Here is a 24,156-nt window from a genome sequence, read left to right on the forward strand (position 1 = left end):
CTGACCGGCAGGAGCGGGAGGGTGTGCCGGGCGGGTCAGCCGGAGTAGGTTGGCCCGCTCAGGTCGTAGTGGACCTGCAGGGTCGGACTGCCCGGTACGTATCCGCACTGGCGCTGCGCGTCCGGCGGGAAGATGTCCGGGTCGAGCTGCGGGAGGCACAGGGCGGGTTGCACGTCCTCCTGGAGCGTGCCGAGCACGAGTTCCCTGAGGGCGCTGTCGGTGGTGGCGCGGCCGAGCAGCCAGTGCAGCAGGGCCGCGTGGTCTTCCGGGGTCATGTGGGGCGCGCGGATGACGGTGTAGGTGTGCAGGCGGTGCAGCAGGACGGCCGGGTCGTGCAGCTGCGTGCCGATCTGCACGCAGGTGGCGAGTTCCTCGGCGGCGCGCTGCTCGTCGCCCTGCTGGTACAGGCACTGGGCGAGCGTGTCGAGCATCTCGGCGCGGCTGCCCGGCTGGCCCTGCAGGTCGAGCGCGAGGGCGTCCAGGCACAGGCGCACCGCTTCGGCGGGCCGCTGGAGGTCCAGCAGGTTGAGGGCCATGTGGTTCAGCAGGCCGGGGATCATGGCGGTCGCCTGGAGGTCCTGCGCGAGCTTCAGGCCGTCCGTCAGGGCCACGTGCGCTTCGGCGCGGCGGCCCAGGCGCGTCAGGATGCGGCCCAGCGAGGCGTGCGCCTGCACGTGGTTCCCGCCGAGCGGGAGGCGCTGACCTGCACGGATCGCGGCGCGCATCCACGTCTCGGCGTCCTGCAGGCGGCCCGCCTGCACGGCGTTCACCCCGAGGTAGTTGAGGGTGTACGCCTGCCGGGAGAGCAGCTGGAGGGCCTCGGACTGCCGGTTGATGTCGAGCCAGATCGCTTCGGCCTGCTCGTACTCGCCCGCCTGGTGATGCAGGACGGCGAGGGCGTCCATGCCCTGCATGAGTTCCTGCGTGTCGCCGCTCTGCAGGAGCAGGTCGGCGGCCGCGCGGAAGTCCTCGCGCGCCTGCGGGAGCTGGTGCATGCGGATGCGGAGCGCGGCGCGCGAGCGCAGCACGTGCCCGCGTGGCGCGGCGTCCGGCGGGAGGTCCTGCAGGACGCGGCCCATCAGGCCCGCGACGCTGGCGTAGTTGCCGACCTGGTCAGCCCAGCGGGGCGCCTCGCGCGCCAGGGTGGTGAGGAGCGGCCAGTCGTGCGGGTGGTGCGCGAGCGTACGGGCCGCCTGCCCGATGTCGGGCCATTCGTCCAGCAGGTCCGCGACCTGCCCGCCCTGGAAGCGTCCGGCGTTCAGCGACTGCGCGAAGTGCAGGGCGTGCCGGTGCAGCACGCCCTGCCAAGCCGCCTGGGCCTGTTCGCGCACGAAGGCGCGGGCGAGCGGGTGCCAGCGCAGCCGTCCGCCGCCCGGGCCGGTCCCGCCGAGGCCGGCCGTACCGACGCTCAGCCAGGACTTGTCGGTCAGGGCGGCGAGGTCGCTGAGGGTGGCGCCCGTCACCTGCCGCGCGGCGCGCGGCGTGAAGTCTGCCAGGAACACCGCGAGCCGTCCGAGCCGCTCCTGTTCCTGCGGGGCGAGGCGCTGCCAGGAGGCTTCCAGCACCATGCGGGCACTGGCGTGGCGGGGCAGCACGTCGCGGTCGCGGGTTTCGAGCAGGTCGAGGTCCGGCTGCGTGAGGTCCGCGCCGCGCAGGATGCCGCTGTCGAGCTGCGCGGCGATCTCGGCGGGCTTGAGGGTGCGGACCCAGGCGCTCGCGAGTTCGATGAGGAGCGGCACGCCGCGCACGAGGGCGCAGACGCTCTCGATGCCGTGACGGTGCTCGTCCGGCGTGAAGTTCAGGGACGCGCGGGTGGCGCGGCGCACGAACAGGCGGGCGGCGTCCGACCAGCCGGGCTCGCCGTCCTCGGCGACGGGCCGGTCGAGGGACAGGCCGTCCAGGGGCAGCACCGCTTCCTGCGCGAGGTGCAGGCGCTCGCGGGACGTGACGAGGACGCGCAGGTGCGGGAGGGCGTGCAGGAGCTGCGAGACGTCGTTCGCGGCGGGCAGGACCTGTTCGAAGTTGTCGAGGATCAGCAGGTCATAGGGCGCGAGGGCCTGCGCGACGTCCTGCAGCGCGGCGGAGCGCGCGTGGACGCGGCCCGCGAGGGCGGCCATCACGGCGGCCGGGTCGTGCGTGTCGCTGAGGTCCACCATCAGGGCGGGCGTCACGTCGCGGTCCGCGCCGCGCTGCAGGGCACGCTGCAGGACGTGCCGCGCGAGGAGCGTCTTGCCGACCCCGCCCTGCCCGAGGATCGTCACGAGCCGCGTGCCCGCGTTCAGGCTCGCGTCGAGGTGCGCGAGGGCGTCCTCGCGGCCCAGCAGTGGCGGGAGGGGTCCGTCCGCGTCGGTGCGCGCGTCCGGGCGGTCCGTCGTGACGGGCGCGGTGTCCCCGGCGGGTCGGCGGCGTTCCAGGCCGCCGGGCGGTCCGGCCGGTTCCTGCCGGGCCGCGCCCGGCTGCAGGGCGGCGAGCGCGTCGGCGGCCTGTTCGGGCAGCGTGACGCCCAGCCGCCGCGTCTCGGCGCGCGCGTCCGCCGCGAAGGCACTGCCGGTCGCCGTCAGCAGCAGCGCCAGTCGGCAGGCCTCGTCCCGGTCCGGTTCCGGCGCGCCGGGCAGCATGTACGCCCGCTCGGCGTGCGACAGGGCCTGCCCCGCTTCGTGCCGCAGGGCCGCCGCGCAGCCCAGCGCGAGCAGGCTCGTCCGGACGCGCGCCGCGAGCCGTTCGCGCATCGAGAACACCCACTCCTCGAGTTCCGCGTCGCCCGGCAGGCGCACGCCGTCCAGGAACTTGCCCTGGTACAGGGCCAGCACCTCGGCCGCGTCCTGCCGTTCCGCGGCGCGCATCAGGCGGCCCGCGTCGCACTCCAGGGTCGAGACGAGGCGCGTGCCGGGCGTGTCGAGCGCCCCGGGCGCGGCGTGCCTGAGGCGGTGCACCATCATGCGCAGGCGGCCCGCGCCGTCCGCGTGACCGGGAAAGAACAGTTCCTGCACGCTGCGGCGCTCCTGCGGCCCCTCCAGCGCCAGGTACGTCAGCAGCACCAGCGGCGCGGACTGCTGACGCGCCGCGCTCTCCAGGTGCAGCCCGCCGAGCGTGTGCAACATGCTTCACATCATAGACGCTGCGCCGCGCCGGGCGCGTACAGCGCGGGCCGCAGCCCGTCGGCGTGCAGGGCCGCCCAGGTGTCCCCCTGCAGCCGCGCGAGGTCCACCCCGCCGAAGCCGGGCGGGAGGCCTTCAAGGTGACGGAGCGCCTTGAAGTAGTTGCGGTGCGTGAGGGATCCGTGCACCCAGCGTTTGTGCAGCGCGGCTGCCAGCAGGATCAGGCCCTGCACGAAGCGGCGCTCGTCGCCCGTCGCGGCGGCCCACACGCCCTCCCAGGCCTCGTGCGCCTCCCACCACTCGCCCGCCGTGAACAGGGCGGCGCCCGCGTGCAGGGCGGGCGGCAGCTCCGGCGGGAGGGACGGTGCGGGCGGTGGCGTGTCGGGTGTCCCGGCGTTCATGCCCGAGCATACCGCCCCCCCGGCAGATGAGCGCCCGCTCAAAGGGCTGCCAACGTCAATGCTGCCCCCGGTCACTGCCACTTTAGAAAACAGAGCATATAGTTGGGTCATGAAGCCGATGGAATTGAACGACAGCAACTTCAAGGGCGAGATCGAGAGCGGACTGACGCTGGTGGACTTCTGGGCCCCCTGGTGCGGTCCCTGCCGCATGATCGCGCCGGTGGTCGAGGAAATCGCCTCGCAGTACGAGGGCAAGGTCAAGGTCGGCAAGGTCAACGTCGACGACAACCAGCAGACCGCCATGCAGTTCCGCGTGATGAGCATCCCCACCCTGATCCTCTTCAAGGACGGCCAGCCGGTCGAGGGCGTCGTCGGCGCGCAGCCGAAGCGGGCCTTCGAGGCGCTGCTCGACAAGCACCTCGCCACCGTCAGCAACTGATCCTCTGGCACTGCCGCACCGCCTCCAGCTGGGGGCGGTGCGGTTCCTTGTGCAGTTCGGTGTGGCTTCAGAAGCGCGTGATTTCGGGCGGCGTCCAGGCGTGCAGGCATTCGGACAGGAGCACCTGACCGTCCTCCCAGGTGCCGTGACCGCTGGCGACGTTGATGTGTCCGGCCTCGCCCGCACTGATGAATTCGGCGCCCCAGGCGTGCGCCATCTCCTGTGCGCGTTCGAAGCCGGAGTAGGGGTCGTTCTCGCTGGCGATGACCAGGGCCGGGAACGGCAGTTCCGTCATGGGGAGGGGGGCCAGCGCCCGAATGGCGGGGTACTCGCCCGTGACGGCGGGGTCCGTCACGTCGGTCGGCGCGACGAGGAGGGCGCCCCTGACCCGTTCGTGCCCGCCGTACAGGTGCGCCCAGTGGACGATGTTCGGGACGCCGCAGCTGTGCCCGACGAGGATCAGTTCGCCGGGCGTGGCGTCGATCACGTCCTGCAGCCGGGCGGACCACGCGCCCGGGGTGGGGCGGTCGGGGTCGTCCTGCCGGACGCGGGCCGCGCCGTACTTCTGTTCCCAAAGGGTCTGCCAGTGCTGGGGGCCGCTGTCGCCGAGGCCCGGCACGATCACGAGGCGGGGCGTCACGCGCGGGCCGCCGGGCGGGCGTGGGTGGCGTGCGGGGCGGGCCGGGTGGGGCTGGGCCGTGTCATGCGGTCAGGATAGCCTGCCGCGTGGGTGGGCGCCCGGGGCGTGGCGGGTGGAGGTGCCGCCTGTGGATTCACCACTGCCGGTACGGCAATACCGGATGCTCCGGCACGTTGGCGCGGGGGGCGGGCGGCGTACAATCGCGTCATGCAGGCTTTCGACACCCTGGACCTCGGGCTGATCCCGTACACGGACGCCTGGGCCGCCCAGAAGGAGCATCACGCGCGCGTCGCGGCCGGGGGGCGCCCCGTGCTGCTGCTCGCGGAACACCCGGCCGTGCTGACGCTGGGCCGCAAGGCGAAGGAAGGGACGAACATCGTGGTGACGCGCGCGTACCTGGACGCGCAGGGCATCGCGGTTCACGAGGTGGAGCGCGGCGGGGACGTCACGTACCACGGTCCCGGTCAGCTGGTCGGGTACGCGATCTTCCCGGTGGGGCGGCGCGTCGCGGATTTCCTGAGGCTGCTGGAGCGGGCGGTGGTGGTGACCCTGCAGGAGCTGGGCCTGCCGGACGCCCGCCCGAACCCCGGGTACGCGGGCGTGTACGTGGACCCGCTGGACGTGAACGGCCGGACGTACGACCAGAAGATCTGTTCGTTCGGGGTGGCGGTGCAGCGGGGCGTGGCGCTGCACGGGCTGGGCCTGAACGTCGGCACGAACCTGCAGCATTTCGAGCTGATCCTGCCGTGCGGCCTGCAGGACACGCACATGACGTCCGTCGCGCACGAGTACGACCGGCGCGGCCTGGGCACGCCCCCCGACATGCCGACCGTCAAGGACGCCCTCACGCGGGCCTTCGCGGCGGTTTTCGACACCTACGACTGGACGCTGCCTGAACCGGCGGCAGGAGGACCCAAGTGACGCAAGCAGACCCGAACACGCCCGCCGTGCAGGAACCGAAGTTCATCAAGAACGGCATCTACCGCAAGGACGCCGTCAAGGCCCGCGAGAAGAAGCCTGACTGGCTGCGCGTCACCATCCCGACGGGCGGCGTGTTCGGCGAGGTGAAGAAGATCGTGAAGGAGCACCGCCTGCACACCGTGTGCGAGGAGGCGATGTGCCCGAACATCGGGGAGTGCTGGAGTCGCGGCACGGCCACCTTCATGCTGATGGGTCACATCTGCACGCGCGCCTGCCGCTTCTGCGCGGTGGACACCGGCAACCCGATGGGGCGCCTGGACCTGGACGAGCCGGCCAGCGTGGCGGACAGCGTGCGCCTGATGGGCCTGAAGTACGTGGTGCTGACCTCGGTGGACCGCGACGACCTGCCGGACGGCGGCGCGTATCACTTCGCGAAGACGGTGCAGGCCATCAAGCACGTGAATCCGGAGACGAAGGTGGAGGCGCTCACGCCGGACTTCGGCGGAAACACCGCGTGCGTGGACCTCGTGCTGGACAGCGGCGTGGACGTGTACGCGCAGAACGTGGAGACGGTGCGCCGCCTGACGCACCCGGTGCGTGACATCCGCGCGAGCTACGACACGACGCTGGCGGTGCTGGCGCACGCCAAGGCGGCCCGTCCGGACGTGATCACCAAGACGAGCATCATGCTGGGTCTGGGCGAGACGCGCGAGGAAGTGATGGAGGCGATGCGTGACCTGCGCGCGGCGAACGTGGACGTGCTGACCTTCGGGCAGTACCTGCGGCCCACGCAGCATCACCTGCCGGTGGAGCGGTACGTGACGCCGGAGGAGTTCGACGAGCTGCGCGTGATCGGGATGGAGCTGGGCTTCCTGGAGGTCGTGAGCGGGCCGCTGGTGCGCAGCAGTTACAAGGCCGAGCAGGTGCTGGAGAAGGGTCGCCTGCCGGGCGCGCTGGCGCACCTGAGCGACGGTGACGTGCTCAGCATGGCCTGAGTTCCCGAGGGGTGCCGTTCGCCTCGTGGCGGGCGGTGTGGAGGTCACGGTAGGGGGTCCTGCCGTGGCCTTTTCGTGTGTCGGCGGTGTGGCCGGAACTCACGGATAATTCATTGACCGTCTGGTCAAGGAATGCTACCGTGTCGGTCGGAGGATCACCTATGCCCATCGGTATCACGGCGCTCGGGGCGTACACGCCGGAGCGCGTCCTGACCAACACAGACCTCGAAGGGATGTTCGAGACCAGCGACGAGTGGATCGTGTCGCGCACCGGCATCCGCGAACGCCACCTGTCCGCCGACGGCGAATTCGCGTCCGACATGGGCGTGCGCGCCGTGCGCGACCTGCAGGACCGCTACCCGGACGTGCTGGACGGCGTGGACCTCGTGGTGTGCGCCACCAGCAGCCCCGACGCGTACTTCCCCAGCACCGCTGCCCTCGTCGCGGGCCAGGTGGGCCTCGCGGGCGCGGGCGCCCTCGACGTGTCCGTCGCGTGCAGCGGCTTCGTGTACGCCCTGTCCGTCGCGCAGGGCATGATCATGGGCGGCACGGCCCGCAAGGTGCTCGTGCTGGGCGCCGAGGTCCTCTCCAAGATCGTGGACTGGCAGGACCGCACCACCTGCATCCTCTTCGGGGACGGGGCAGGCGCGGCCATCGTGGAGGACGTGCCGGACGGGTACGGTTTCCAGTCCTTCGTGCTCGGCGCGGACAGCGCGGGCGGCTCCAGCCTCTACAAGTTCGCGGTCGCGGACCGCATTCCCGGCGTGCCGGTCGGGACGGGCAACGCCATGCTCGGCATGAACGGCCGCGAGGTCTTCAAGTTCGCGGTGCGCGTCCTGGGCGACAGCGGCGAGCAGGCGCTCGGCAAGGCGGGCCTGAAGGGCAGCGACATCGACTGGCTGATCCCGCACCAGGCGAACGTCCGCATCATCGAGTCGGCGTGCAGCCGCTTCGGGGTGTCCCTCGACAAGACCGTCATCAACCTCGACCGGTACGGCAACACCAGCACCGCCAGCGTCCCGCTCGCCCTGCGCGAGGCGCTCGACGACGGCCGCGTGAAGGACGGCGATCAGCTGCTGCTCGTCGCCTTCGGCGGCGGCCTCAGCTGGGGCGCGAGCGCCATGCGCTGGTACGGCGGCCGCACCGAGACGAAACGCGCCGCTCCGGCCGCCCTGGTGGCCCGGTGAGCGCGCCCGTGCAGGCCCGCGGCGTGATCGCCGCACTGTTCCCCGGGCAGGGCTCCCACGCGCTCGGGATGGGTCAGGCGGTCGCCGCGCACAGCCCCGAAGCGCGCGCCGTGATGGACGCCGCCGAGGCCGCCGTGCCCGGCCTGACCGGCCTGATGCGGGACGGCCCGCTGGAGGACCTGACCCTCACCGCCAACCAGCAGCCCGCCCTCGTCGCCGCGAGTGTCGCCGTATACCGCGCGTACCTCGCGGCGGGCGGTCCCGTGCCCGCGTTCGCGGCCGGGCACAGCCTCGGCGAGTTCAGCGCGCACGTCGCGGCCGGCAGCCTGACCCTGGGGGACGCGCTGCGCCTCACGCGGCGGCGCGGCGAGCTGATGCAGGCGGCCGTCCCGGCCGGCGTGGGCGCCATGAGCGCCGTGATGGGCGACCCGGACGTGCTGCGCGAGGTGCTGGCGGGCGTGGACGGCGTGGCCGAGATCGCGAACCTGAACGCGCCCACCCAGACCGTCATCAGCGGCGAGAAGGCGGCGGTGGACGCGGCAGGCGCGGCCCTCAAGGCGCGCGGCCTGAAGGCCATCCCGCTCAAGGTGTCCGCCCCCTTCCACTGCTCGCTCATGACGCCCGCCCGCGAGGGCCTCGCCGGGGACCTGCACGCCACGGCGTACCGCACGCCCGCCTTCCCGGTCGTCGCGAACGTCACGGCGGAACCCGTCACGGACGCCACCCTCATCGCGCCGCTCCTCGAAGCGCAGATCACCGGCAGCGTCCGCTGGGTGCAGACGGTGCAGCGGCTCGCGGCACTCGGCGCGGACACCTTCGTGGAGTTCGGGCAGGGCACCGTCCTGACGGGCCTCGTGAAACGCATCCTGCCGGACGCGCGCACCGTGAACCTGCACACCCCCGAGGACATCGCGGCCTTCCTGGCGTGAACGACCTGAACACAGACAGCACCGGCCTCAACCGTTCCGGACCGGACAGCACCGACCTGAGCGGGGAACTGCGCCGGGCAGGTCAGGACGCCGCGACCTGTTTCGGCCGCCTGCCGCCGCACGTCTACTTCGCTGGCAGCGACGAGCAGTGGTCGCCGGCCCACCACGTGCGGCACCTGACGCTCTCGAACCGCCCGCTGACCCAGGCGCTGCGGCTGCCCCGACTGGCGCTGCTGGCCCTGGGCGGCCGAACCGAGCACGGCCGGGCGGGCCGGGACTTCGCCACCATGCGCGGGACGTACCTGGCCGCGCTGCAGGCGGGTGGGCGCGCTTCGGGCCGCTTCCTGCCGACGCTCGGTGCGGGCCGGAACGCCGAGGCGCAGGCGGCCGGGGTGGCCGAGTTCCTGGCCTCGCTGGAGGCGCTGAGCGGAGCCGTGGCCCGCTGGCCGGACGCCGATCTGGACCTGCTGACCCTGCCGCACCCGCTGCTGGGCCGACTGACCCTGCGCGAGATGCTGTATTTTGCCGTGTACCACCATTCCCATCACCTGGAAGGCGTGCGCCGCCGCCTTCCGGAAAGCGAGCAAGCATGACCGACACCACGCAGAAAGTCGCCCTCGTCACCGGCAGCAGCCGGGGCCTGGGCCGCGCCATGGCCCTGAAACTCGCCGCAGACGGCTTTGCGGTGGCCGTGCATTACGGTCGGAATGCCGAAGAGGCCGCCAGGGTGGCCGCCGAGATCACTGGCCTGGGCGTGCGGGCCGAGGTCTTCGGGGCCGACCTGAGCGTCCCGGCCAACGCCGGCAGGCTGGTCGAGGACGTGATCGCCACCTTCGGGCGACTGGACGTGCTCGTGAACAACGCCGGCCTGACCCGCGACGGCCTCGCGATCCGCATGAAGGACGAGGACTGGGACGCCGTGATCGCCACCAACCTCAGCAGCGCCTTCAGCGCCAGCCGGGCGGCCATCAAGCACATGATGCGCGCCCGCACCGGACGCATCGTCAACATCGCGTCCGTGGTCGGCCTGATGGGCAACCCCGGTCAGGCGAACTACGTGGCGAGCAAGGCGGGCCTGATCGGCCTGACGAAGGCGCTCGCCAAGGAGTACGGCGGGCGCGGCATCACCGTGAACGCCGTCGCGCCGGGCTTCATCGCGTCCGACATGACCGCGCAGCTGCCCGAGAACGTCCAGAAGAGTTACCTGGACGGCATTCCCCTCGGGCGGTTCGGGCAGCCGGAGGACGTCGCGGCGCTCGTGTCGTTCCTGGCGTCCGGCGCAGCCGGGTACATCACCGGGCAGGTCATCGGCGTGGACGGCGGCCTGTACCCTCACTGACCCCCACCCGGCCGGGACAGGCACGCGACCGGCCCCCTTGAGGGGCCGTTCATCTTTCCCGTGGAGCACCGGCGGGAACACCGTGAAGCGCGGTATCCTCATGAAATGCCCGGACCGCAGAGAGTGAGGACCACGCCCCCTCACCCGTCCAGCGAACCGCTTGAGCAGCTGAACGTCGCGCTCGCCGCGGCCGGTACGCCCGCCGACGTGCGCGCCGCCGTCCGGCACGCCGTCACGGACGGCCTGCACCTGACGCCCGAGCAGGTGGACCTGCACCTCGTGGACGACCGCGTGGACGACCGGCCTGCCGCGGTGCAGGCGGCCCTCACGGAACGCCTCCCGCAGCATCTGCAGACCCCTCAGGGCCGCGAGGTGGCCGTGCCGGTCGTGCACGGCTCCTCCGGCCTGCTGCTCGGCGCCGTGTACGTCCGCCTGGACGACCCGCAGGCGGCGCACGGCTGGACGCCGGACGCGCAGGACTACCTGCAGGCCGTGGCCGTGCAGGCGTCGTCGGTGCTCGCCCGGACCCGCGAGACGCCCATGCCCGTGGCGCTCCCCCCGGACGGCCCGGGCCGGGATTCGGCGCTGGACGCCCTGATCGCGTTCACGCAGGCGACCGCCAGCACCACCGACGTGATCGCGCTCGCGCAGCAGGCCGCGCAGGTCATTCAGAGCACGCTGGGCAGTGTGGGCGTCATGTATGCCGAACTGCAGGACGGCCTGTGGCGGGCCCGCATGCTGGCGGCCCGCGTCCCGGACGCGCTGCGCGCCACGCTGGACGCGGGCCTGCCGGAACGCACGCCCGCGTACGCGCAGGCCGTGGAGGCCCGGCAGGCCGTGTTCGTGGACGACTGGGACGCGCAGGAGCAGCAGACGCCGCAGTCGGAGGCGTCCAGCGCGGCCGCGTTCCACCCGTTCTTCGTGGACGGCGAGCCGCACGGCATGCTCGTCATGGGCACCTCGTCCCACCGGCAGTGGGACGCGCAGGCGCGCGGCGTGTTCCGCGCGGTGGGCAGCAGCCTGAACCTCGCGCTGGAACGCGCCGCGCAGACGCGCCGCCTCGCGAGCCGCAACGCGGAACTGCAGGCGCGCGCCCGGACGCTGGAGCGTTTCGCGGACCTGTCGCGCGACCTCGCACTGGAACGCGACCCGCGGGCGCTGGTGGGGCACGCGCAGGACATCGTGCTGACCCTCATCCCGAGCGGCGTCAGCACGTACTACGAGCCTGACGGGGACTGGAACGCGGGCGCGGGCGGGTGGCGACTCGTGTCGCACCGGGGGCACTTCCGCAACCCGGACCTGCTGCGGACCCTGCAGGGCGGCCTGAGCCGCGGCGCGAACCGTAACGTGGACGTGCCCTACGACACCGCCGAACCCGTGTACCAGGACAGTTTCGATCCCGGTACGGCCCGCACGGCCCGCGAGCAGTTCACGGAGATCCGGGCGTCGGCCGCGCTGCCGGTACACGTGAGCGGGCGGGTGCGCGGCGTGCTGGTGGTCGGCGTGCACGAGGCGCACCTCTGGACGGACAGTGACCGCTCGCTGCTGCAGACGGCCGTCCGTTCGCTCGGCATCGCGCTGGAACGCGCCGAGCAGGGCCGCGAGATCCGCACGTGGCGCGAACGGTACGAGACGGCCGTGCGCGGCTCCGGGCACCTGCTGTACGACTGGAACCCCGACCGGACGGAACGGGTGTACGGGGGCACCGTGACGGCCATCACCGGGTACGGCGAGACGGAACTCGGCACGCTGCGCTGGGCGGACGACGTCGTCCACCCGGACGATCAGGCCGCGTACCGGGCAGGCCTCACGGACGCGCTCGCGAGCGGGGAGGAACTGCACCTGCGTTACCGCCTCATCACGCGGGACGGGGACGTGCAGGACATCGAGGACGACGCCTTCATCCACCGGGACGCGCAGGGGCGGGCCACGCGCGTCATCGGTTTCGTCAAGGACGTCACGGACCGTCACCGCACCGAGGCGGCCCTGAACGCCGCGTCGCGCTTCAACGCCCTGCTGCTCGACAACGTCGGCGAGGGCCTCGCGGGCGTGGACATCCAGGGCCGCACGTCCTTCGCGAACCCCGCCGCGCTCCGCATGCTGGGGTACACCGAGCAGGAATTCGTGGGCCGCCAGCAGCACGACCTCATCCACCACTCGCACGCGGACGGCAGCCCCTACCCTCGCCGTGCGTGTCCGGTGTACGCCGCGTTCACGGACGGCAAGACGCGCACCGTGGACGGCGAGGTCTTCTGGCGCAAGGACGGCAGCAGCTTCCCGGTCGAGTACACCAGCACCCCCATCCGGGACGCGTCCGGCATCATCCAGGGCGCCGTGCTCGCCTTCCGGGACGTCACGGAGCGCCGCCTCGCGGAGGAACGCCAGCGGCAGAGCAACGCCGACCTCGCGCACAGCAACGAGGAACTGCACGCCGCGAACGAGGAGCTCGAAGCGTTCGCGTACTCCGCGTCGCACGACCTGCGGACCCCCGTCCGGCACGTCAAGGGCTTTTCTGAACTGGCGCGCAAGGCCGTCGCGCAGGGCAACGCGGACCGCGCCGTGGCGCACATGCAGGTCGTGGAGCAGGCCGCCGAGCGCATGTCGGCCCTGATCGACGCGATGCTGCACCTCTCGCGCAGCACCCGGCAGGAACTGCGGCCCGGCCCGGTGGACCTGAACGTGCTGCTCGAACGCGCGCAGGCGGACGTGGCGACCGACCTGCACGGCCGCACGGTGCAGTGGGTGGTCTCGCCGCTCCCGACCGTGCAGGGGGACGCGACCACCCTGCAGCAGGTCATGACGAACCTCGTCTCGAACGCCGTGAAGTTCACGCGGGACCGCGATCCGGCCCGCATCGAGGTGTGGGCGGAGGGCACGCCGGACCACTGGACGGTGCAGGTGCGCGACAACGGCGCGGGCTTCGACGCCACGTACCGCGACAAGCTCTTCGGGGTGTTCCAGCGCCTGCACAACCAGCGGGACTTCGAGGGGACGGGCGTGGGTCTCGCCACCGTGCGCCGCATCGTGCTGCGGCACGGCGGGCGGGTCTTCGCGGACGGCGAGGTGGGGCGTGGCGCGACCTTCGGCTTCACCCTCCCCCGCTGAAGAGCACGGCCAGCGCTGCACCGGGCCGGACCGTGCATCTGTCCCGCGACCTGAAGGCATAGAAAAACCCCCCGTCCGGGGACAGGGGGATTTCTTTGGCTCGGGAGGTAGGGATCGAACCTACGACCATTCGATTAACAGTCGAACGCTCTGCCGCTGAGCTACTCCCGATCAGTTGCCGCTCTCGCAGCGAGACAGAGTGTATCAGGGCGGCGCGGGGAGTGCAAGACCCGCCTGCGGGCCGCCCTGAAAAGCTGCCTAGTTCTCCAGGAACGCGCCGAGGGTCCGGAAGCGTTCGCTGCGCTGGCGCAGGAGTTCGTCGCTGCTGAGAGTGGCGAGATCGTCGAGGTGGCGGGAGACGGCCGTGCCGAGCGCGGCGGCGCTGGTGTCCGGGTCGAGATGCGCGCCGCCCTGCGGTTCCGGCACGATCTCCTCGACGAGGCCCAGTTCGAGCAGGTCGGGCGCGGTGAGCCGGAGCGCTTCGGCCGCTTCGGGGGCCTTGGCGCTGTCCTTCCAGATGATGCTGGCGCACGCTTCGGGCGAGATGACGCTGTACCAGGCGTTCTCCATGATGATGACGCGGTTGCCGACGCCGATGGCGAGCGCGCCGCCGCTGCCGCCCTCGCCGATCACGGCGCACACCGCGGGCACGCGCAGGCGCACCATGCGCTGGATGCTCTCGGCGATGGCCCAGCCCTGACCGCGTTCCTCGGCGGCGATGCCGGGGTACGCGCCGGGCGTGTCGATGAGGCACACGACGGGCAGGCCACACTTCTCGGCGAGGTCCATGAGGCGCATGGCCTTGCGGTAGCCTTCGGGGTTGCTCATGCCGAAACGGCGTTTGATCTTGCCTTTGGTGTCGCGGCCCTTCTGCTGCAGGAGCAGCATGACGGGGCGGCCCTGCCAGCGGGCGGGACCGCCGATCAGGGCGGGGTCGTCGCCGTAGGCGCGGTCGCCGTGCAGTTCGGTGAAGTCCGTGGCGAGGCGTTCGACGTAGTCGAGGGCGGTGGGTCGGCCGGGCGCGCGGGCGAGCTGCACGCGTTCCCAGCGGGTGGGGGTGCTGAGCTGGCCGCGCAGGCGGTCCACCTGCTCCTGCAGGGACTGGATGGCGGCGCTGAGGTCCGCACCGGTCTTGCGGGCGGTGTCGTGCAGGTCCTGCAGGCGCGCTTCGAGTTCGGTGAGGGTGGTCTGGGTGGCGGTCGCGGTCATCGGGGGTCCTCGGCGGGCGCGTCCGGGAGAGCGGTGCCGGGCGTGGGGGCCGGCTGCCGCGTGAGCACGCTGAGCAGGCTGTGCAGCACGGCGCGCTGCTCGCGGCGGTCCGTGACGAGGTCCACCATGCCGTGTTCGAGCAGGAATTCGGACCTCTGGAAGCCTTCGGGGAGGTTCTGACGGATGGTCTGCTGGATGACGCGCGGTCCGGCGAAGCCGATGAGGGCGCCGGGCTCGGCGACGATCACGTCGGCGATGGTGGCGAAGCTGGCGGTGACGCCGCCGGTGGTGGGGTCGGTGAGGAGACTGATGTACGGCAGGCCGCGTTCCGTGAGGCGCTGGAGCGCGACGGTGGTCTTGGCCATCTGCATGAGGGACAGGGCACTTTCCTGCATGCGGGCGCCGCCGGACGCGGCGACGAGCAGCAGCGGGACGCCCGCCTCGGCGGCCGTTTCGGCGGCGCGGGCGATCTCTTCACCGACGACGCTGCCCATGCTGCCGCCCGAGAATTCGAAGTCCATGACGGCCGCCATGACCGGCAGGCCGAGCAGCGTGCCGCGCCCGGTGAGGATGGCGTCCGGCTGCCCGGTCTTGCGTTGCGCGCGCTCCAGGCGCGCCGGGTACGTTTCGGTGTCCACGAAGTTCAGCACGTCGACGGGGTGGACGTGCCCGGACTGCTGCCAGAAGCTGCCCGGGTCGAGCAGCACCTCGATGCGGCGCCGGGCGGAGAGACGATGGTGGTAACCGCACTTGGGGCAGACGTAACTCTCTGCTTCCAGGTCCTTGTTGTAGATGTTTTCCTTGCAGGCGGGGCACTTGCTCCAGAGGTCGGGGATGTCGCTGCCCTCTGCGGGCTGGGCCCGGCGTCTGCGGAAAAATTTATCGAGCGCCAAGAGAAGACTCCTTTATGGAGGCATTCTAGCGGCGCTCGGGTTTGAATGGGTTGACGCGGTACAAGGCGCCGCCGGATGCGGGTTACTCGCCGAGTTTACGTTTCAGGTAGTTGTCGAGCTGGCCGAGGTCGGCGGCGAGTTCGTTGCGGACGGTGTCCATGCGGGCGGTGTAGGTGCCGAGGTCGGTGGCCTGCGTCTTGACCTGCGTCTGGATCTCGCCGAGGCGGCGGTCGAGGTACGCCTGCAGTTCCGCGAAGCGGCTTCCTTCGGCCTTGTCGAGGTTCGCGCGGAGGTTCTCCATGTCGCGCAGGATGCGGGCGCTGTCCGCGTCGCGGCGCAGGCGGGAGAAGGTGTTGACGAGCGCGAACAGCACGGCCGTGACGAGCCAGCCGACGAGCAGGTACGTGCCGACCGGGACGCCCTGCGACACGCCGAGGCCCGGAACACTGAGGGTGTGGGGGGCCGTGAGGGTGTTGCGGTTCTCGGGCGGGATCAGGAAGGCGATGGTGAGGACCGCCAGGATCGCCAGCAGGACGGTGTTCAGATTGAATCTCATGAGAGACCTCCAGCTTCAGCGTAACAAGCCCCGGCTGACGACACCTTAACGCGCGCGCTTAGGTTTCTTTCACGCGCAGTCGGGCCGCACCGTGACACTGCACGGCACGGCCCGACTGTGAAAATGCGAGAAGATCAGCCGACGCGGCCCAGGATGAGGGGCGGCACGGTGGGGGCCGTGCCGCTGAAACTCAGGCCTGCGAGCAGCAGGGCGCGGGCGCGCTCCAGGCCACGGCCGTCCCGGTGGTACACGCGCAGCAGCGGCTGTCCGGCCCGGACGTGCTCGCCGGGTTTGACGAGCAGTTCCACGCCGACCCCGTGGTCGATGGCCTCGCCCTTGCGCTCGCGGCCACCGCCGAGCGCGAGGACGGCGCGGCCCACGCCGAGCGCGTCCACGCCCGCGAGGTACCCGTCCCGGTCGGAGAGCAGTTCGTCGCGGCCCGGTGCCACGTCGAGACGGGCGGGTTCGTCCACGTAGGCGGGGTCGCCGCCCTGCGCGGCCACGAAGGCGCGGAAGCGGGCGAGGGCCGTGCCGTCCCGCAGGGTGGCCTCGGCGCGCTCGGCGGCCCGGTCGGGGAATCCGGCGGCGGTGAGCGCCTCGGTCGCCAGTTCGATGCACAGGTCGTGCAGGTCCCTGGGGCCTTCGCCGCGCAGGGTGGCGAGCGCCTCCTGCACCTCCAGGCTGTTCCCGGCGAGACGGCCGAGCGGGGCGTCCATGTCGGTCAGGACGGCGCGCACGTTGCGGCCCGCGTGCTGCCCGATCTGCACCATGGCGCGCGCGAGCGCCTCGCCCTGCGCGGGGGTCTTCATGAAGGCGCCCGCACCGACCTTGACGTCCAGCACGATGGTCTGCGCGCCGGACGCGATCTTCTTGGACATGATGCTGCTCGCGATGAGCGGCAGGCAGTCGACGGTGGCGGTCACGTCGCGCAGGGCGTACAGGAGGCCGTCGGCGGGCGCGAGGTTCTTGCTCTGCCCGACGAGGCTCAGGCCCACCTCGCGCGCCTGCTGCAGGAAGGCCTCGTCGGAGAGTTCCGGGTGCCAGCCGGGAATGCTTTCCAGCTTGTCGATGGTGCCGCCCGTGTGCGCGAGGCCGCGCCCGCTCATCTTGGCGACCGTGAGGCCCAGGGCGGCCAGCATGGGCGTCAGGACGAGGCTGGTCTTGTCGCCGACGCCGCCGGTGCTGTGCTTGTCCACGGTGTGCGTGAGGCTGCTCAGGTCGAGCAGGTCGCCGCTGCGGGCCATGCTGAGCGTCAGGTCGCCCGTCTCCTGCGGGGTCATGCCGCGGAAGTACACGGCCATCAGCCACGCGCTCATCTGGTAGTCCGGCACCTCGCCGCGCGTGTACCCGAGGATCAGGGCTTCGAGTTCGGCGGCGGTGTGCGTACCGCCGTCGCGTTTCTGCTGGATCAGGTCGGGGACGTTGAGGGCGGTCGTGTGGGGGCTGGCCATGAGGTCTGGAGTGTACCCGTTCCCGGCGCGGTGGGTCCAGCGTGCGCGGGGTGCCTGGGGCGGGCTGGAGGGCGTGCCGGTGCGGACGCAGATGTGTGCGGGCGGCCGTCAGATTCACGTCAGGTTTACGTTCATGTCCGGATGACTTTCAGGTGAAGGTCGTACTTAACGTCCTCTTGTCTGGGCCGTAAGGTGCGGTCCTATGCTAGTTGTACCCGGTTCCCCGGAAACATGCGTCCAGACAGTCGCTCAGACCGTCTGATCCATCCAATCTCCGATGTTCTGATGTGAATTCATCTCGTTTTCTTCGAAATAGACGTTTCTGGAAGAACGGGTACACGCAGGGTCAGGCAGCACGCTCACAGCCGATGTCCGGTTCAGGTCATCCCTCAGCCGTGCCGCCCCCCCGATCTGGCAGCTTTCCCTTCAGGTTCCCTCTTTCTCCTACAGGCGGTGTCCCCATGAAATTCAAGACTTCCACCAATGCCACGACCGACACTGCAGCCCAGACCGAGCCCGCCAGCTTCCACGACGCCGAGTGCGCGTGGGTGCCCGGCACCACCGACCGCGTCCGCTTCACGCTGCTGCGCCCCGGCAACAAGCGCGTGCAGGTGCGCGAACTGGCCGTCGCCAGGCTCGCCGTGATGTTCGGCCGCGCCCTGATGGACGACCTGTACCTGCGCGGCCGCGCCCGCCTGCGCATCAGCGAACGCCAGCTCCTCGAACTCGCCTGACCCGCACGTCCCGGCCCCCGGCCGCCCACCGCCCCCTGCCCACACGCAGGGCAACGCGGCACGGGCGCGCCGGGGGCCGATCCATACGCCGCGCACCGCCGCCCGTCCCTGCGGTATGGTCAGCGCATGACCGCCACCCCGACCGGCCCGGCGACCCCCGACGCGCACGCCATGCTCCGCGACCTGCGGACACTGGTGGAACAGGAATCCCCGTCCAGCGACCTGAACGCCGTGCGCGCCGTGCAGGACACCGTGCAGGACTGGATGCAGGCCCTTGGCGCGCAGGTGGAGACCCTGCCGGGCGACGTGCGCCGCTTCCGGTTCGGCCCGCAGGACCGCCCCACCCTGATCCTGATGCATGCCGACACCGTCTGGCCGCACGGCACGCTGCAGGACATGCCGTTCCAGGTGGACGGCGACCGCGCCTACGGTCCCGGCACGTACGACATGAAGGGCGGCATCGTCATGGCCGTCCACGCCCTGCGCGCCCTGCACGGCGCGTGGCCGGACGGCGGCATCGAGGTGCTCCTGACCGCCGACGAGGAGGTCGGCTCGCACCTCAGCCGGAGCGCCATCGAGGACGCCGCGCGCCACGCCCGCCGCGTGCTGGTGGTCGAACCGCCCGTCGCGGACACGCACGACCTCAAGACGGCCCGCAAGGGCGTCGGCATGTTCACCGTGACGGTGCAGGGCGTCGCCGCGCACGCCGGAAACCGCCCGCAGGACGGCGTGAACGCCATTCTGGAAGCGGCGCGCCTCGTGCTGCAGGCGCACGACCTCGCCCGTCCCGACCTCGGCACGACCGTCAGCGTGGGCCGCGTCACCGGCGGCGGCGCCGTGAACGTCGTCCCCGCGCACGCGACCTTCGACACGGACCTGCGCGTCTCCACCCTCCAGGAAGCGGAGCGCCTGCAGGCGGGCTTCGGGGCCCTGCGAGCCCAAGACGCGCGCGCCACCGTCACCGTGACGGGCGGCATGAACCGCCCACCCTTCGAACGCACGCCCGGCACCGCCGCCCTCGCCGCGCAGGCGCAGGCGCACGCCGCGCGGCTCGGCTTCACGGTCGGCGAGGCCAGCGTGGGGGGCGGGTCGGACGGGAACTTCACCGCGCCCCTCTCCCCCACCCTCGACGGGCTCGGCGCGCCCGGCGACGGCGCGCACGCCTCTCACGAACACGTCCGCCTGGACCGCTGGCAGGCGCACACGCAGCTCCTCACCGCGCTCCTGCAGGAACCCGGCGTACAGTAAAGCCATGTTCTTCCGCCGGAAACCCGCCAACCCCCACATCAAAGACGACGGCAACGGCGTGTACCGCCTCAGGGTCCGCACCGCCCGCCACGGCGACACCGTCGAACTGCGCTTCACGCGCGCCGCCCACATCGGCATCGACGACGACGGCAGCTACGTGTACCGCAAGGCCATCCTCAGCAGCCAGCACCTCGACCGGGGCGAAGTCACCGTCCGTTTCGACAAACGCTACGCCGTCACGTCCGCCGACGTGGAGGGCGGCGAACTCATCCCCTTCAGCGACTGGGAGGAGTGATCCGGCAGGGGGCCGGGCACGGCACGCACGCCCCCCCACCGGAAGCGCTCACCAGCCGCGCCGCTCGCGCAGGCCCAGCACCTGCGCCGCGTGGTGCCGCCCGTGCCACGCGTAACTGGCGAGCATGCCGTCCAGCGTGTACACCCGGCCGTACTCCGGGTGCACGAAGGTCCGCGCCCACCCCTCCGGCGGCAGGACCGACAGCAGCCGCACCCAGCGCGAATGCAGTGCCGACAGCAGGTCCAGGCTGTCCGCCACGTCGCCCGCCACGTCCGGCAGGGCCGCCCACGCGTCCTGATCGTACGGCCGGATGACGGGCGCGTCCTCCGACAACGCCAGCCGCGTCCGCACGTACGCGTTCAGGTGACTGTCCGGCACGTGGTGCGCCACCTGCCGCACCGTCCACCCGCCCTCGCGGTACGGCGTGTCGAGCTGCGCGTCCGTCAGGCCGGACAGCGCCGCGCGGAACTCGCCCGGCAGGGCACGCAGGGCCTCCAGGCCCACCAAGCGCTCCTCGGGCGTGAGCGACTGCACCTGCGGCTGCGGCCCCACGGGAAAACGAGCATCGGTCATGCCCCGAGTGTAGAGCCGGGAACGCCCCGGCACGCCCCGACCCGACTGCGCGGCCTACACTGGGTCATGACGCCTCCTGCTTCCGCGCCGTCCGGTTCGTCCCTCCCCGACCTGCTGGGCCTGAACGGCGCGCCGGACGCGACGCTGCACGCCGTCCTGACGCGCTTTCAGGCGTCGGAACTGCGGGGCGGGCGGCTGATCCTGCTGACGGACCGGCAGGGCGAACGCAGCCGCGCGCGGTACGCGGCGCTGGTGGAGGTGCGCGGGGAGGTGCTGGCCGTGACGGGCGCCGCATTTGGACCGCACTTCGGGCGGGCAGGCACGGCGGCCCTGGCAGGCCTGGTGGAGTGGGCGCAGTCGGCAGGGTTGTCCGTGCGGGAGACGGTGGTGGGCGCGTCGCAGCTCGCGAACCTCGCGGGCGAGCCGGACGCGGCGGAACTGGCGGGCCTGATCGCGTCGAGCAGTCCGTCGGACCCGGGCATCTACCTGACGGACCGGAACGTGCAGGCAGGCCTGTAACGGCACGAGGCGCGGGGGCAGCCGCGCGTCATACGGTTTTGAGCTGAACTTTTGGAGTTCAGCCGAGCGACAAGGGCGCCAACAAGTCCGGTGTTGAGGAGGTGGAAGCGGGCAAGCGTCCTGCAGGGCGCTGTTTTGCCCAAGAAGGGATGTCGGTGCTGTTCCCGGCATCCCTGGAATCGGATCAACACCGTATCAGAGGGTGAAGTCGTCGCCGAGGTAGTGGTTGCGGGCGTCCTCGTCCTGCGCGAACTCCTGCGGGGTGCCCTCGAACTTCACCTCGCCGTCGTACATCAGGTACACGCGGTCCGTGAGGGCGATGGTCTCGCGGACGTTGTGGTCGGTGATGAACACGCCGATGCCGCGCCGTTCCCGCAGGTCGAGGATGAGGCGCTGGATCTCGCGGATGCTCTTGGGGTCGACGCCGGTGAAGGGCTCGTCGAGCAGCAGGAAGTCGGGGTCGGTGGTGAGGGCGCGCGCGAGCTCCAGGCGGCGGCGTTCCCCGCCGGACAGCTGGTACGCGTAGCTGTCCGCGAGGTGCGAGAGGCTGAATTCCGCGAGGAGCGCGTCGGCGCGCGCGGCCTGCTCGGCGCGGCTGAGCTTCTGGAATTCGAGGATGGCGAGCAGGTTGTCGCGGGCCGTCATCTTGCGGAAGGCGCTGGGTTCCTGCGGCAGGTACCCCACGCCGCGCCGGGCGCGTTCGTGCATGGGGAGGCGCGTGATGTCCTCGCCGCGCAGCAGGATCTGGCCGCCGCCGGGCCGGATGAAGCCCACCATCATGTAGAAGGTGGTGGTCTTGCCCGCGCCGTTCGGGCCGAACAGGGCGACGATCTCGCCGCGCGCGACGCGCAGGTCCACGTTCCGGACCACGGCCCGCTTCCCGAAGGTCTTGGACAGGCCGTGCGACAGCAGTTCGGGCGCGTTGCGGCCCGGCAGGTCGTGCGGCAGGTTCGGGTCGGGCCGGAAGGTGGGGGGGCCGGGCTGGGCGGGGGCGCTCACGGGTGGATGATAGCAAGGGCGGGTGAGCGCGGCCCCAGCCGCAGCCTCCCGTCGGCCCGCGCGGGCGTCCGGGTCATCCGGTCCGGACGAACTGCTTCTGTTCGGTGAGGGTGCAGCCGTTGCGCTCGAAGATGCGGCGCATGGCGTGGTTGGCGTACTCGGTGGTGCCGCCGTGCCGGGCGTGCGTGCGGGACGCGACGGCCAGCAGGTGCGCGTGCAGCGCGCCGCCCAGACCGTGTCCGCGCCGGTCCGGGCGCACGCCGAGCATGTGGATGCCCGCGCCGCGCGGGTCCGGGTCCAGCAGGGCCGCGCCGAGCACCTGTCCGGCGTCTGTCAGCACGTGCAGTCGACGGTCGCTGTGCAGGTCGTCCTGGAGGGCGGCGTGCGGGTCCGTGCCGCCCGTGTCTCCGATCACTCCACCGTCGCGGGTGAGGGCGGCGTACAGGTCCAGCAGGTCGGGCGCGAGCAGGTCCGCGAGGGGGCGTTCCTGCACGCGCGGGTCGAGCGGCCACGTGCGGGCGGTCAGGTCGGTGAGCGCCATGACGGCGTGCGGGTCCAGCGTCCACCCGGCCGCCTGCCAGGGCGCGTCCGTGAGGGGCGCGTGCCCTTCGTTCAGGATGACGCGGGTGGCCGTGCCGCGCGCCAGTTCGCGGGCCAGGGCGTGCACGCCGTCCGTGGGCAGGTCGGTCCGGACGCGCGGGAACAGCAGGGGGCCGCCCGTGTCGGTCCAGCTGGCTTCCGTGCCGCGCGGGGAGCGCATGCGGCGCAGCTGCGTGAACGCGAGGCGTCCGTCCGCGAGGCGCGCCTGCAGCGGTGCGGGGTCGTGGACGCCCACGAAGGTCAGGTGGTCCGGGAGGGTGTCGGCCGTCACGTGATCGAAGGTGTAGGGAGTCAATGGACCTTCAGGATACGGTGGGGCGTGCGTCCGCGTCCGGGCAGGTGTGGGCCCGCACGGGCGGGTGACCCGCCTGCCCTGCGGGCCGGTCAGCGCAGCCGCAGCAGTCCGGCCCGCGTCCCGCTGAAGCCGCATCGGCTGTAGAACCCTTCCAGGTGCGGTTCGTGATCGACGTGCAGCCAGCCTGCCCCCAGCCGCGCCGACTCCCGCACCGCATGTTCGACCAGCGCCGTGCCGACACCCTGCCGGGCGCAGTCCGGGTGAACGGCGGTATCCAGCAGGAAGGCGTGCAGGCCACCGTCCCAGGCGACGTTGACGAAACCGATCAGCCGGCCTTCCCGGTGCGCCGTCACCCAGCACAGGCTGCGGGCCAGGACGCGCACCCACCCCTCAGCGTCCCTGGCTTCCGCCGCGTACCCGAAGGCGGCGGCGTGCAGGGCCGCCAGTTCGGTGGGGCCGGGCGGGACGCTGACCCGGTACGCCGTGTTCAGCCGCCGATCACGCCCATCTCGCGGCCCACGGCCTCGTAGGCGTTCAGTGCCCGTTCCAGGTCGTCCTGCGTGTGTTCGGCCGTCACGATGTTCCGGATGCGGGCCAGGCCTTTCGGGACGGTCGGGAAGCCCAGGCCGACCGCGAACACGCCGCGTTCCAGCAGGCGGCGGCTCGCTTCGAAGGCCGTCTCGGCCTCCCCGAAGATGACGGGCGTGATGGGCGTCTCGCTGCCGAAGGTGTCGAAGCCCAGGCGGTGCAGTTCGGCCTTGAAGAAGCGGGTGTTGTCCCACAGGCGCTCCATGAAGCCGCCCTCCTGCTGCACGAGGTCGATGGCGGCACTCAGGGCGCCGACCACGGCGGGCGGGTGCCCGGTGCTGAACAGGAAGGGCCGCGCGCGGTTGATGAGCAGGTCGCGCAGGTCGGCGGGACCGGCGGCGTACCCGCCGACGACGCCCCAGGCCTTGCTGAGCGTCCCGATCTGCAGCACGTCGGGGGCGTCCTGCAGGCCGAAGTGGTGGACGGTGCCGCGGCCCTGCTCGCCGAGGACGCCGCTGCCGTGCGCGTCGTCCACGTAGGTCACGGCGCCGTACTCACGGGCGAGGGCCACAATGTCCGCGAGGGGCGCGATGTCGCCGTCCATGCTGAACACGCCGTCCGTGACGACCATGATGAGGCCGTCGGTGGGGTTCTCGTCCAGCACGCGGCGCAGGTCCGTGAGGTCCTTGTGGCGGTAGACCTTCTTGGTGGCCTTGGCGAGGCGCAGGCCGTCGATGATGCTGGCGTGGTTGAGTTCGTCGCTGACGACGAGGTCGCCTTCCTGCAGCAGCGTGCCCAGCACGCCCTGGTTGGTGGTGAAGCCGCTCTGCAGCACGAGGGCGCTGCCGGTGTGCTTGAAGGCCGCGAGCTGCGTTTCGAAGTCCTCGTGGATCTGCAGGGTGCCGGCGATGGTGCGGACGGCGCCCGCCCCGGCCCCCCAGCGCTGCAGGTACTGCGCGGCGCGTTCCTTCAGGAAGGGGTGGTCGGCGAAGCCGAGGTAGTTGTTGCTGGCGAGGTTCACGACGTCCCGCCCGAGGATGCGGGTGCGGGCGCGCTGCGGCGCTTCGAGGACGCGGGGGCTGATGTGCAGGTGCGCGTCGTGGAGCTTCTGGAGTTCGGTGCGGATCCGCCCCTGGAGGGTGACGGGTTCCCGGAGGGTGCTGGTCATACCGTCAGTGTAGACCCGGCGTGGCGGGCACTGA

24 protein-coding genes and 1 tRNA gene are annotated in these 24,156 nt (G+C 71.8%); 12 read left to right on the forward strand and 13 right to left on the reverse strand.

The genetic code is table 11. The features are described 5' to 3' along the window. Nucleotides 1–35 precede the first annotated feature (35 nt). Together IEY33_RS14370 and IEY33_RS14375 are read right to left on the reverse strand one after the other, a co-directional pair. Nucleotides 36–3,101: a tetratricopeptide repeat protein gene (locus IEY33_RS14370; protein ID WP_188963982.1), complete on the reverse strand. Its 3,066-nt coding sequence runs from the start codon at nt 3,099–3,101 to the stop codon at nt 36–38. Nucleotides 3,102–3,109: 8 nt separating this feature from the next. After that, nucleotides 3,110–3,499 carry a DUF309 domain-containing protein gene (locus tag IEY33_RS14375; protein WP_188963983.1) on the reverse strand — a complete coding sequence of 130 codons (390 nt, stop codon included), beginning with the start codon at nt 3,497–3,499 and terminating at the stop codon, nt 3,110–3,112. Nucleotides 3,500–3,608: 109 nt separating this feature from the next. On the opposite strand from IEY33_RS14375, the gene trxA reads away from it, so the two are divergent. Beyond that, nucleotides 3,609–3,938: a thioredoxin gene (gene trxA, locus IEY33_RS14380; RefSeq protein ID WP_188963984.1), complete on the forward strand. Its 330-nt coding sequence runs from the start codon at nt 3,609–3,611 to the stop codon at nt 3,936–3,938. A 67-nt stretch (nt 3,939–4,005) separates the two neighbouring features. Here the strand turns inward: trxA and IEY33_RS14385 are convergent, their stop codons facing one another. After that, entirely contained in the window at nt 4,006–4,578 is a 573-nt protein-coding gene (locus IEY33_RS14385) for an RBBP9/YdeN family alpha/beta hydrolase (RefSeq protein WP_188963985.1), read from the reverse strand. A 207-nt stretch (nt 4,579–4,785) separates the two neighbouring features. Between IEY33_RS14385 and lipB the strand changes: the two genes are divergently transcribed. The 7 genes from lipB (at nt 4,786) to IEY33_RS14420 (ending at nt 13,054) form a co-directional block, all read left to right on the forward strand. Next, nucleotides 4,786–5,499, forward strand: a complete 714-nt coding sequence (gene lipB / locus IEY33_RS14390) for a lipoyl(octanoyl) transferase LipB (protein ID WP_188963986.1) — start codon at nt 4,786–4,788, stop codon at nt 5,497–5,499. Further along, on the forward strand, nt 5,496–6,494 hold the full coding sequence (gene lipA, locus IEY33_RS14395) for a lipoyl synthase (RefSeq protein WP_188963987.1): 999 nt from the start codon (nt 5,496–5,498) through the stop codon (nt 6,492–6,494). The genes lipB and lipA overlap by 4 nt, the downstream gene beginning before the upstream one ends. 161 nt (nt 6,495–6,655) lie before the next feature. Further along, nucleotides 6,656–7,681 (forward strand): beta-ketoacyl-ACP synthase III, encoded by a 1,026-nt coding sequence (locus tag IEY33_RS14400; protein ID WP_188963988.1) that lies wholly within the window; start codon nt 6,656–6,658, stop codon nt 7,679–7,681. Continuing rightward, nucleotides 7,678–8,610 (forward strand): ACP S-malonyltransferase, encoded by a 933-nt coding sequence (gene fabD, locus IEY33_RS14405; RefSeq protein ID WP_268238837.1) that lies wholly within the window; start codon nt 7,678–7,680, stop codon nt 8,608–8,610. Before IEY33_RS14400 ends, fabD begins: the two co-directional genes overlap by 4 nt. Further along, a complete protein-coding gene (locus IEY33_RS14410) occupies nt 8,607–9,203 on the forward strand; it encodes a DinB family protein (RefSeq protein ID WP_188963989.1) in 597 nt (198 codons plus the stop codon). The genes fabD and IEY33_RS14410 overlap by 4 nt, the downstream gene beginning before the upstream one ends. Then, nucleotides 9,200–9,949 carry a 3-oxoacyl-[acyl-carrier-protein] reductase gene (gene fabG / locus IEY33_RS14415; protein WP_188963990.1) on the forward strand — a complete coding sequence of 250 codons (750 nt, stop codon included), beginning with the start codon at nt 9,200–9,202 and terminating at the stop codon, nt 9,947–9,949. The genes IEY33_RS14410 and fabG overlap by 4 nt, the downstream gene beginning before the upstream one ends. A gap of 105 nt (nt 9,950–10,054) precedes the next feature. After that, a complete protein-coding gene (locus tag IEY33_RS14420) occupies nt 10,055–13,054 on the forward strand; it encodes a PAS domain-containing sensor histidine kinase (protein ID WP_188963991.1) in 3,000 nt (999 codons plus the stop codon). 96 nt (nt 13,055–13,150) lie between these two features. On the opposite strand, the gene IEY33_RS14425 is transcribed toward IEY33_RS14420, so the two are convergent. The 5 genes from IEY33_RS14425 to IEY33_RS14445 form a co-directional block, all read right to left on the reverse strand. Further along, nucleotides 13,151–13,225, reverse strand: a tRNA-Asn gene (locus tag IEY33_RS14425). An 87-nt stretch (nt 13,226–13,312) separates the two neighbouring features. Beyond that, nucleotides 13,313–14,263, reverse strand: coding sequence for an acetyl-CoA carboxylase carboxyltransferase subunit alpha (locus IEY33_RS14430; protein WP_188963992.1), 951 nt, complete (start codon nt 14,261–14,263; stop codon nt 13,313–13,315). Further along, complete coding sequence (gene accD, locus IEY33_RS14435) at nt 14,260–15,156, reverse strand: acetyl-CoA carboxylase, carboxyltransferase subunit beta (protein WP_188963993.1); 897 nt, start codon at nt 15,154–15,156, stop codon at nt 14,260–14,262. Before accD ends, IEY33_RS14430 begins: the two co-directional genes overlap by 4 nt. A gap of 82 nt (nt 15,157–15,238) precedes the next feature. After that, nucleotides 15,239–15,712, reverse strand: coding sequence for a LapA family protein (locus tag IEY33_RS14440; RefSeq protein WP_188963994.1), 474 nt, complete (start codon nt 15,710–15,712; stop codon nt 15,239–15,241). A gap of 134 nt (nt 15,713–15,846) precedes the next feature. Next, nucleotides 15,847–17,163, reverse strand: a complete 1,317-nt coding sequence (locus IEY33_RS14445; RefSeq protein WP_188963995.1) for a thymidine phosphorylase — start codon at nt 17,161–17,163, stop codon at nt 15,847–15,849. A 461-nt stretch (nt 17,164–17,624) separates the two neighbouring features. Here IEY33_RS14445 and IEY33_RS14450 point away from each other — a divergent pair, with 461 nt between their 5' ends. The 3 genes from IEY33_RS14450 (at nt 17,625) to IEY33_RS14460 (ending at nt 19,440) form a co-directional block, all read left to right on the forward strand. After that, nucleotides 17,625–17,897 carry a hypothetical protein gene (locus IEY33_RS14450; RefSeq protein ID WP_188963996.1) on the forward strand — a complete coding sequence of 91 codons (273 nt, stop codon included), beginning with the start codon at nt 17,625–17,627 and terminating at the stop codon, nt 17,895–17,897. Nucleotides 17,898–18,023: 126 nt separating this feature from the next. Next, nucleotides 18,024–19,145, forward strand: a complete 1,122-nt coding sequence (locus IEY33_RS14455) for a M20 family metallopeptidase (RefSeq protein ID WP_188963997.1) — start codon at nt 18,024–18,026, stop codon at nt 19,143–19,145. 4 nt (nt 19,146–19,149) lie between these two features. After that, complete coding sequence (locus tag IEY33_RS14460; protein WP_188963998.1) at nt 19,150–19,440, forward strand: hypothetical protein; 291 nt, start codon at nt 19,150–19,152, stop codon at nt 19,438–19,440. Nucleotides 19,441–19,488: 48 nt separating this feature from the next. Here IEY33_RS14460 and IEY33_RS14465 read toward each other — a convergent pair whose 3' ends face one another. Next, on the reverse strand, nt 19,489–20,013 hold the full coding sequence (locus IEY33_RS14465; RefSeq protein WP_188963999.1) for a YfiT family bacillithiol transferase: 525 nt from the start codon (nt 20,011–20,013) through the stop codon (nt 19,489–19,491). Nucleotides 20,014–20,079: 66 nt separating this feature from the next. On the opposite strand from IEY33_RS14465, the gene IEY33_RS14470 reads away from it, so the two are divergent. Beyond that, entirely contained in the window at nt 20,080–20,532 is a 453-nt protein-coding gene (locus tag IEY33_RS14470; protein ID WP_188964000.1) for a DUF3197 domain-containing protein, read from the forward strand. Nucleotides 20,533–20,727: 195 nt separating this feature from the next. Here the strand turns inward: IEY33_RS14470 and lptB are convergent, their stop codons facing one another. From lptB to IEY33_RS14490, 4 genes are all read right to left on the reverse strand, one after another. Then, nucleotides 20,728–21,480, reverse strand: coding sequence for an LPS export ABC transporter ATP-binding protein (gene lptB / locus IEY33_RS14475; RefSeq protein WP_229671041.1), 753 nt, complete (start codon nt 21,478–21,480; stop codon nt 20,728–20,730). Between the two features lie 124 nt (nt 21,481–21,604). Further along, complete coding sequence (locus tag IEY33_RS14480) at nt 21,605–22,426, reverse strand: GNAT family N-acetyltransferase (protein WP_188964001.1); 822 nt, start codon at nt 22,424–22,426, stop codon at nt 21,605–21,607. Nucleotides 22,427–22,515: 89 nt separating this feature from the next. Continuing rightward, nucleotides 22,516–22,809: a GNAT family N-acetyltransferase gene (locus IEY33_RS14485; RefSeq protein WP_229671034.1), complete on the reverse strand. Its 294-nt coding sequence runs from the start codon at nt 22,807–22,809 to the stop codon at nt 22,516–22,518. A gap of 104 nt (nt 22,810–22,913) precedes the next feature. Next, nucleotides 22,914–24,122 carry a glycine C-acetyltransferase gene (locus IEY33_RS14490; RefSeq protein WP_188964002.1) on the reverse strand — a complete coding sequence of 403 codons (1,209 nt, stop codon included), beginning with the start codon at nt 24,120–24,122 and terminating at the stop codon, nt 22,914–22,916. Nucleotides 24,123–24,156 lie beyond the last annotated feature (34 nt).

Origin of the sequence: Deinococcus aquiradiocola (assembly GCF_014646915.1) — a bacterium.
GTDB lineage: Bacteria > Deinococcota > Deinococci > Deinococcales > Deinococcaceae > Deinococcus > Deinococcus aquiradiocola.

Bases quoted from the DNA above. Each gene is read 5' to 3' on its own strand.
- IEY33_RS14370 (WP_188963982.1), bottom strand. From the start codon at position 3,101: ATGTTGCACACGCTCGGCGGGCTGCACCTGGAGAGCGCGGCGCGTCAG.
- IEY33_RS14375 (WP_188963983.1), bottom strand. From the start codon at position 3,499: ATGAACGCCGGGACACCCGACACGCCACCGCCCGCACCGTCCCTCCCG.
- trxA (WP_188963984.1), top strand. From the start codon at position 3,609: ATGAAGCCGATGGAATTGAACGACAGCAACTTCAAGGGCGAGATCGAG.
- lipB (WP_188963986.1), top strand. From the start codon at position 4,786: ATGCAGGCTTTCGACACCCTGGACCTCGGGCTGATCCCGTACACGGAC.
- IEY33_RS14400 (WP_188963988.1), top strand. From the start codon at position 6,656: ATGCCCATCGGTATCACGGCGCTCGGGGCGTACACGCCGGAGCGCGTC.
- fabG (WP_188963990.1), top strand. From the start codon at position 9,200: ATGACCGACACCACGCAGAAAGTCGCCCTCGTCACCGGCAGCAGCCGG.
- IEY33_RS14420 (WP_188963991.1), top strand. From the start codon at position 10,055: ATGCCCGGACCGCAGAGAGTGAGGACCACGCCCCCTCACCCGTCCAGC.
- IEY33_RS14430 (WP_188963992.1), bottom strand. From the start codon at position 14,263: ATGACCGCGACCGCCACCCAGACCACCCTCACCGAACTCGAAGCGCGC.
- IEY33_RS14440 (WP_188963994.1), bottom strand. From the start codon at position 15,712: ATGAGATTCAATCTGAACACCGTCCTGCTGGCGATCCTGGCGGTCCTC.
- IEY33_RS14445 (WP_188963995.1), bottom strand. From the start codon at position 17,163: ATGGCCAGCCCCCACACGACCGCCCTCAACGTCCCCGACCTGATCCAG.
- IEY33_RS14450 (WP_188963996.1), top strand. From the start codon at position 17,625: ATGAAATTCAAGACTTCCACCAATGCCACGACCGACACTGCAGCCCAG.
- IEY33_RS14455 (WP_188963997.1), top strand. From the start codon at position 18,024: ATGACCGCCACCCCGACCGGCCCGGCGACCCCCGACGCGCACGCCATG.
- IEY33_RS14460 (WP_188963998.1), top strand. From the start codon at position 19,150: ATGTTCTTCCGCCGGAAACCCGCCAACCCCCACATCAAAGACGACGGC.
- IEY33_RS14465 (WP_188963999.1), bottom strand. From the start codon at position 20,013: ATGACCGATGCTCGTTTTCCCGTGGGGCCGCAGCCGCAGGTGCAGTCG.
- IEY33_RS14470 (WP_188964000.1), top strand. From the start codon at position 20,080: ATGACGCCTCCTGCTTCCGCGCCGTCCGGTTCGTCCCTCCCCGACCTG.
- IEY33_RS14490 (WP_188964002.1), bottom strand. From the start codon at position 24,122: ATGACCAGCACCCTCCGGGAACCCGTCACCCTCCAGGGGCGGATCCGC.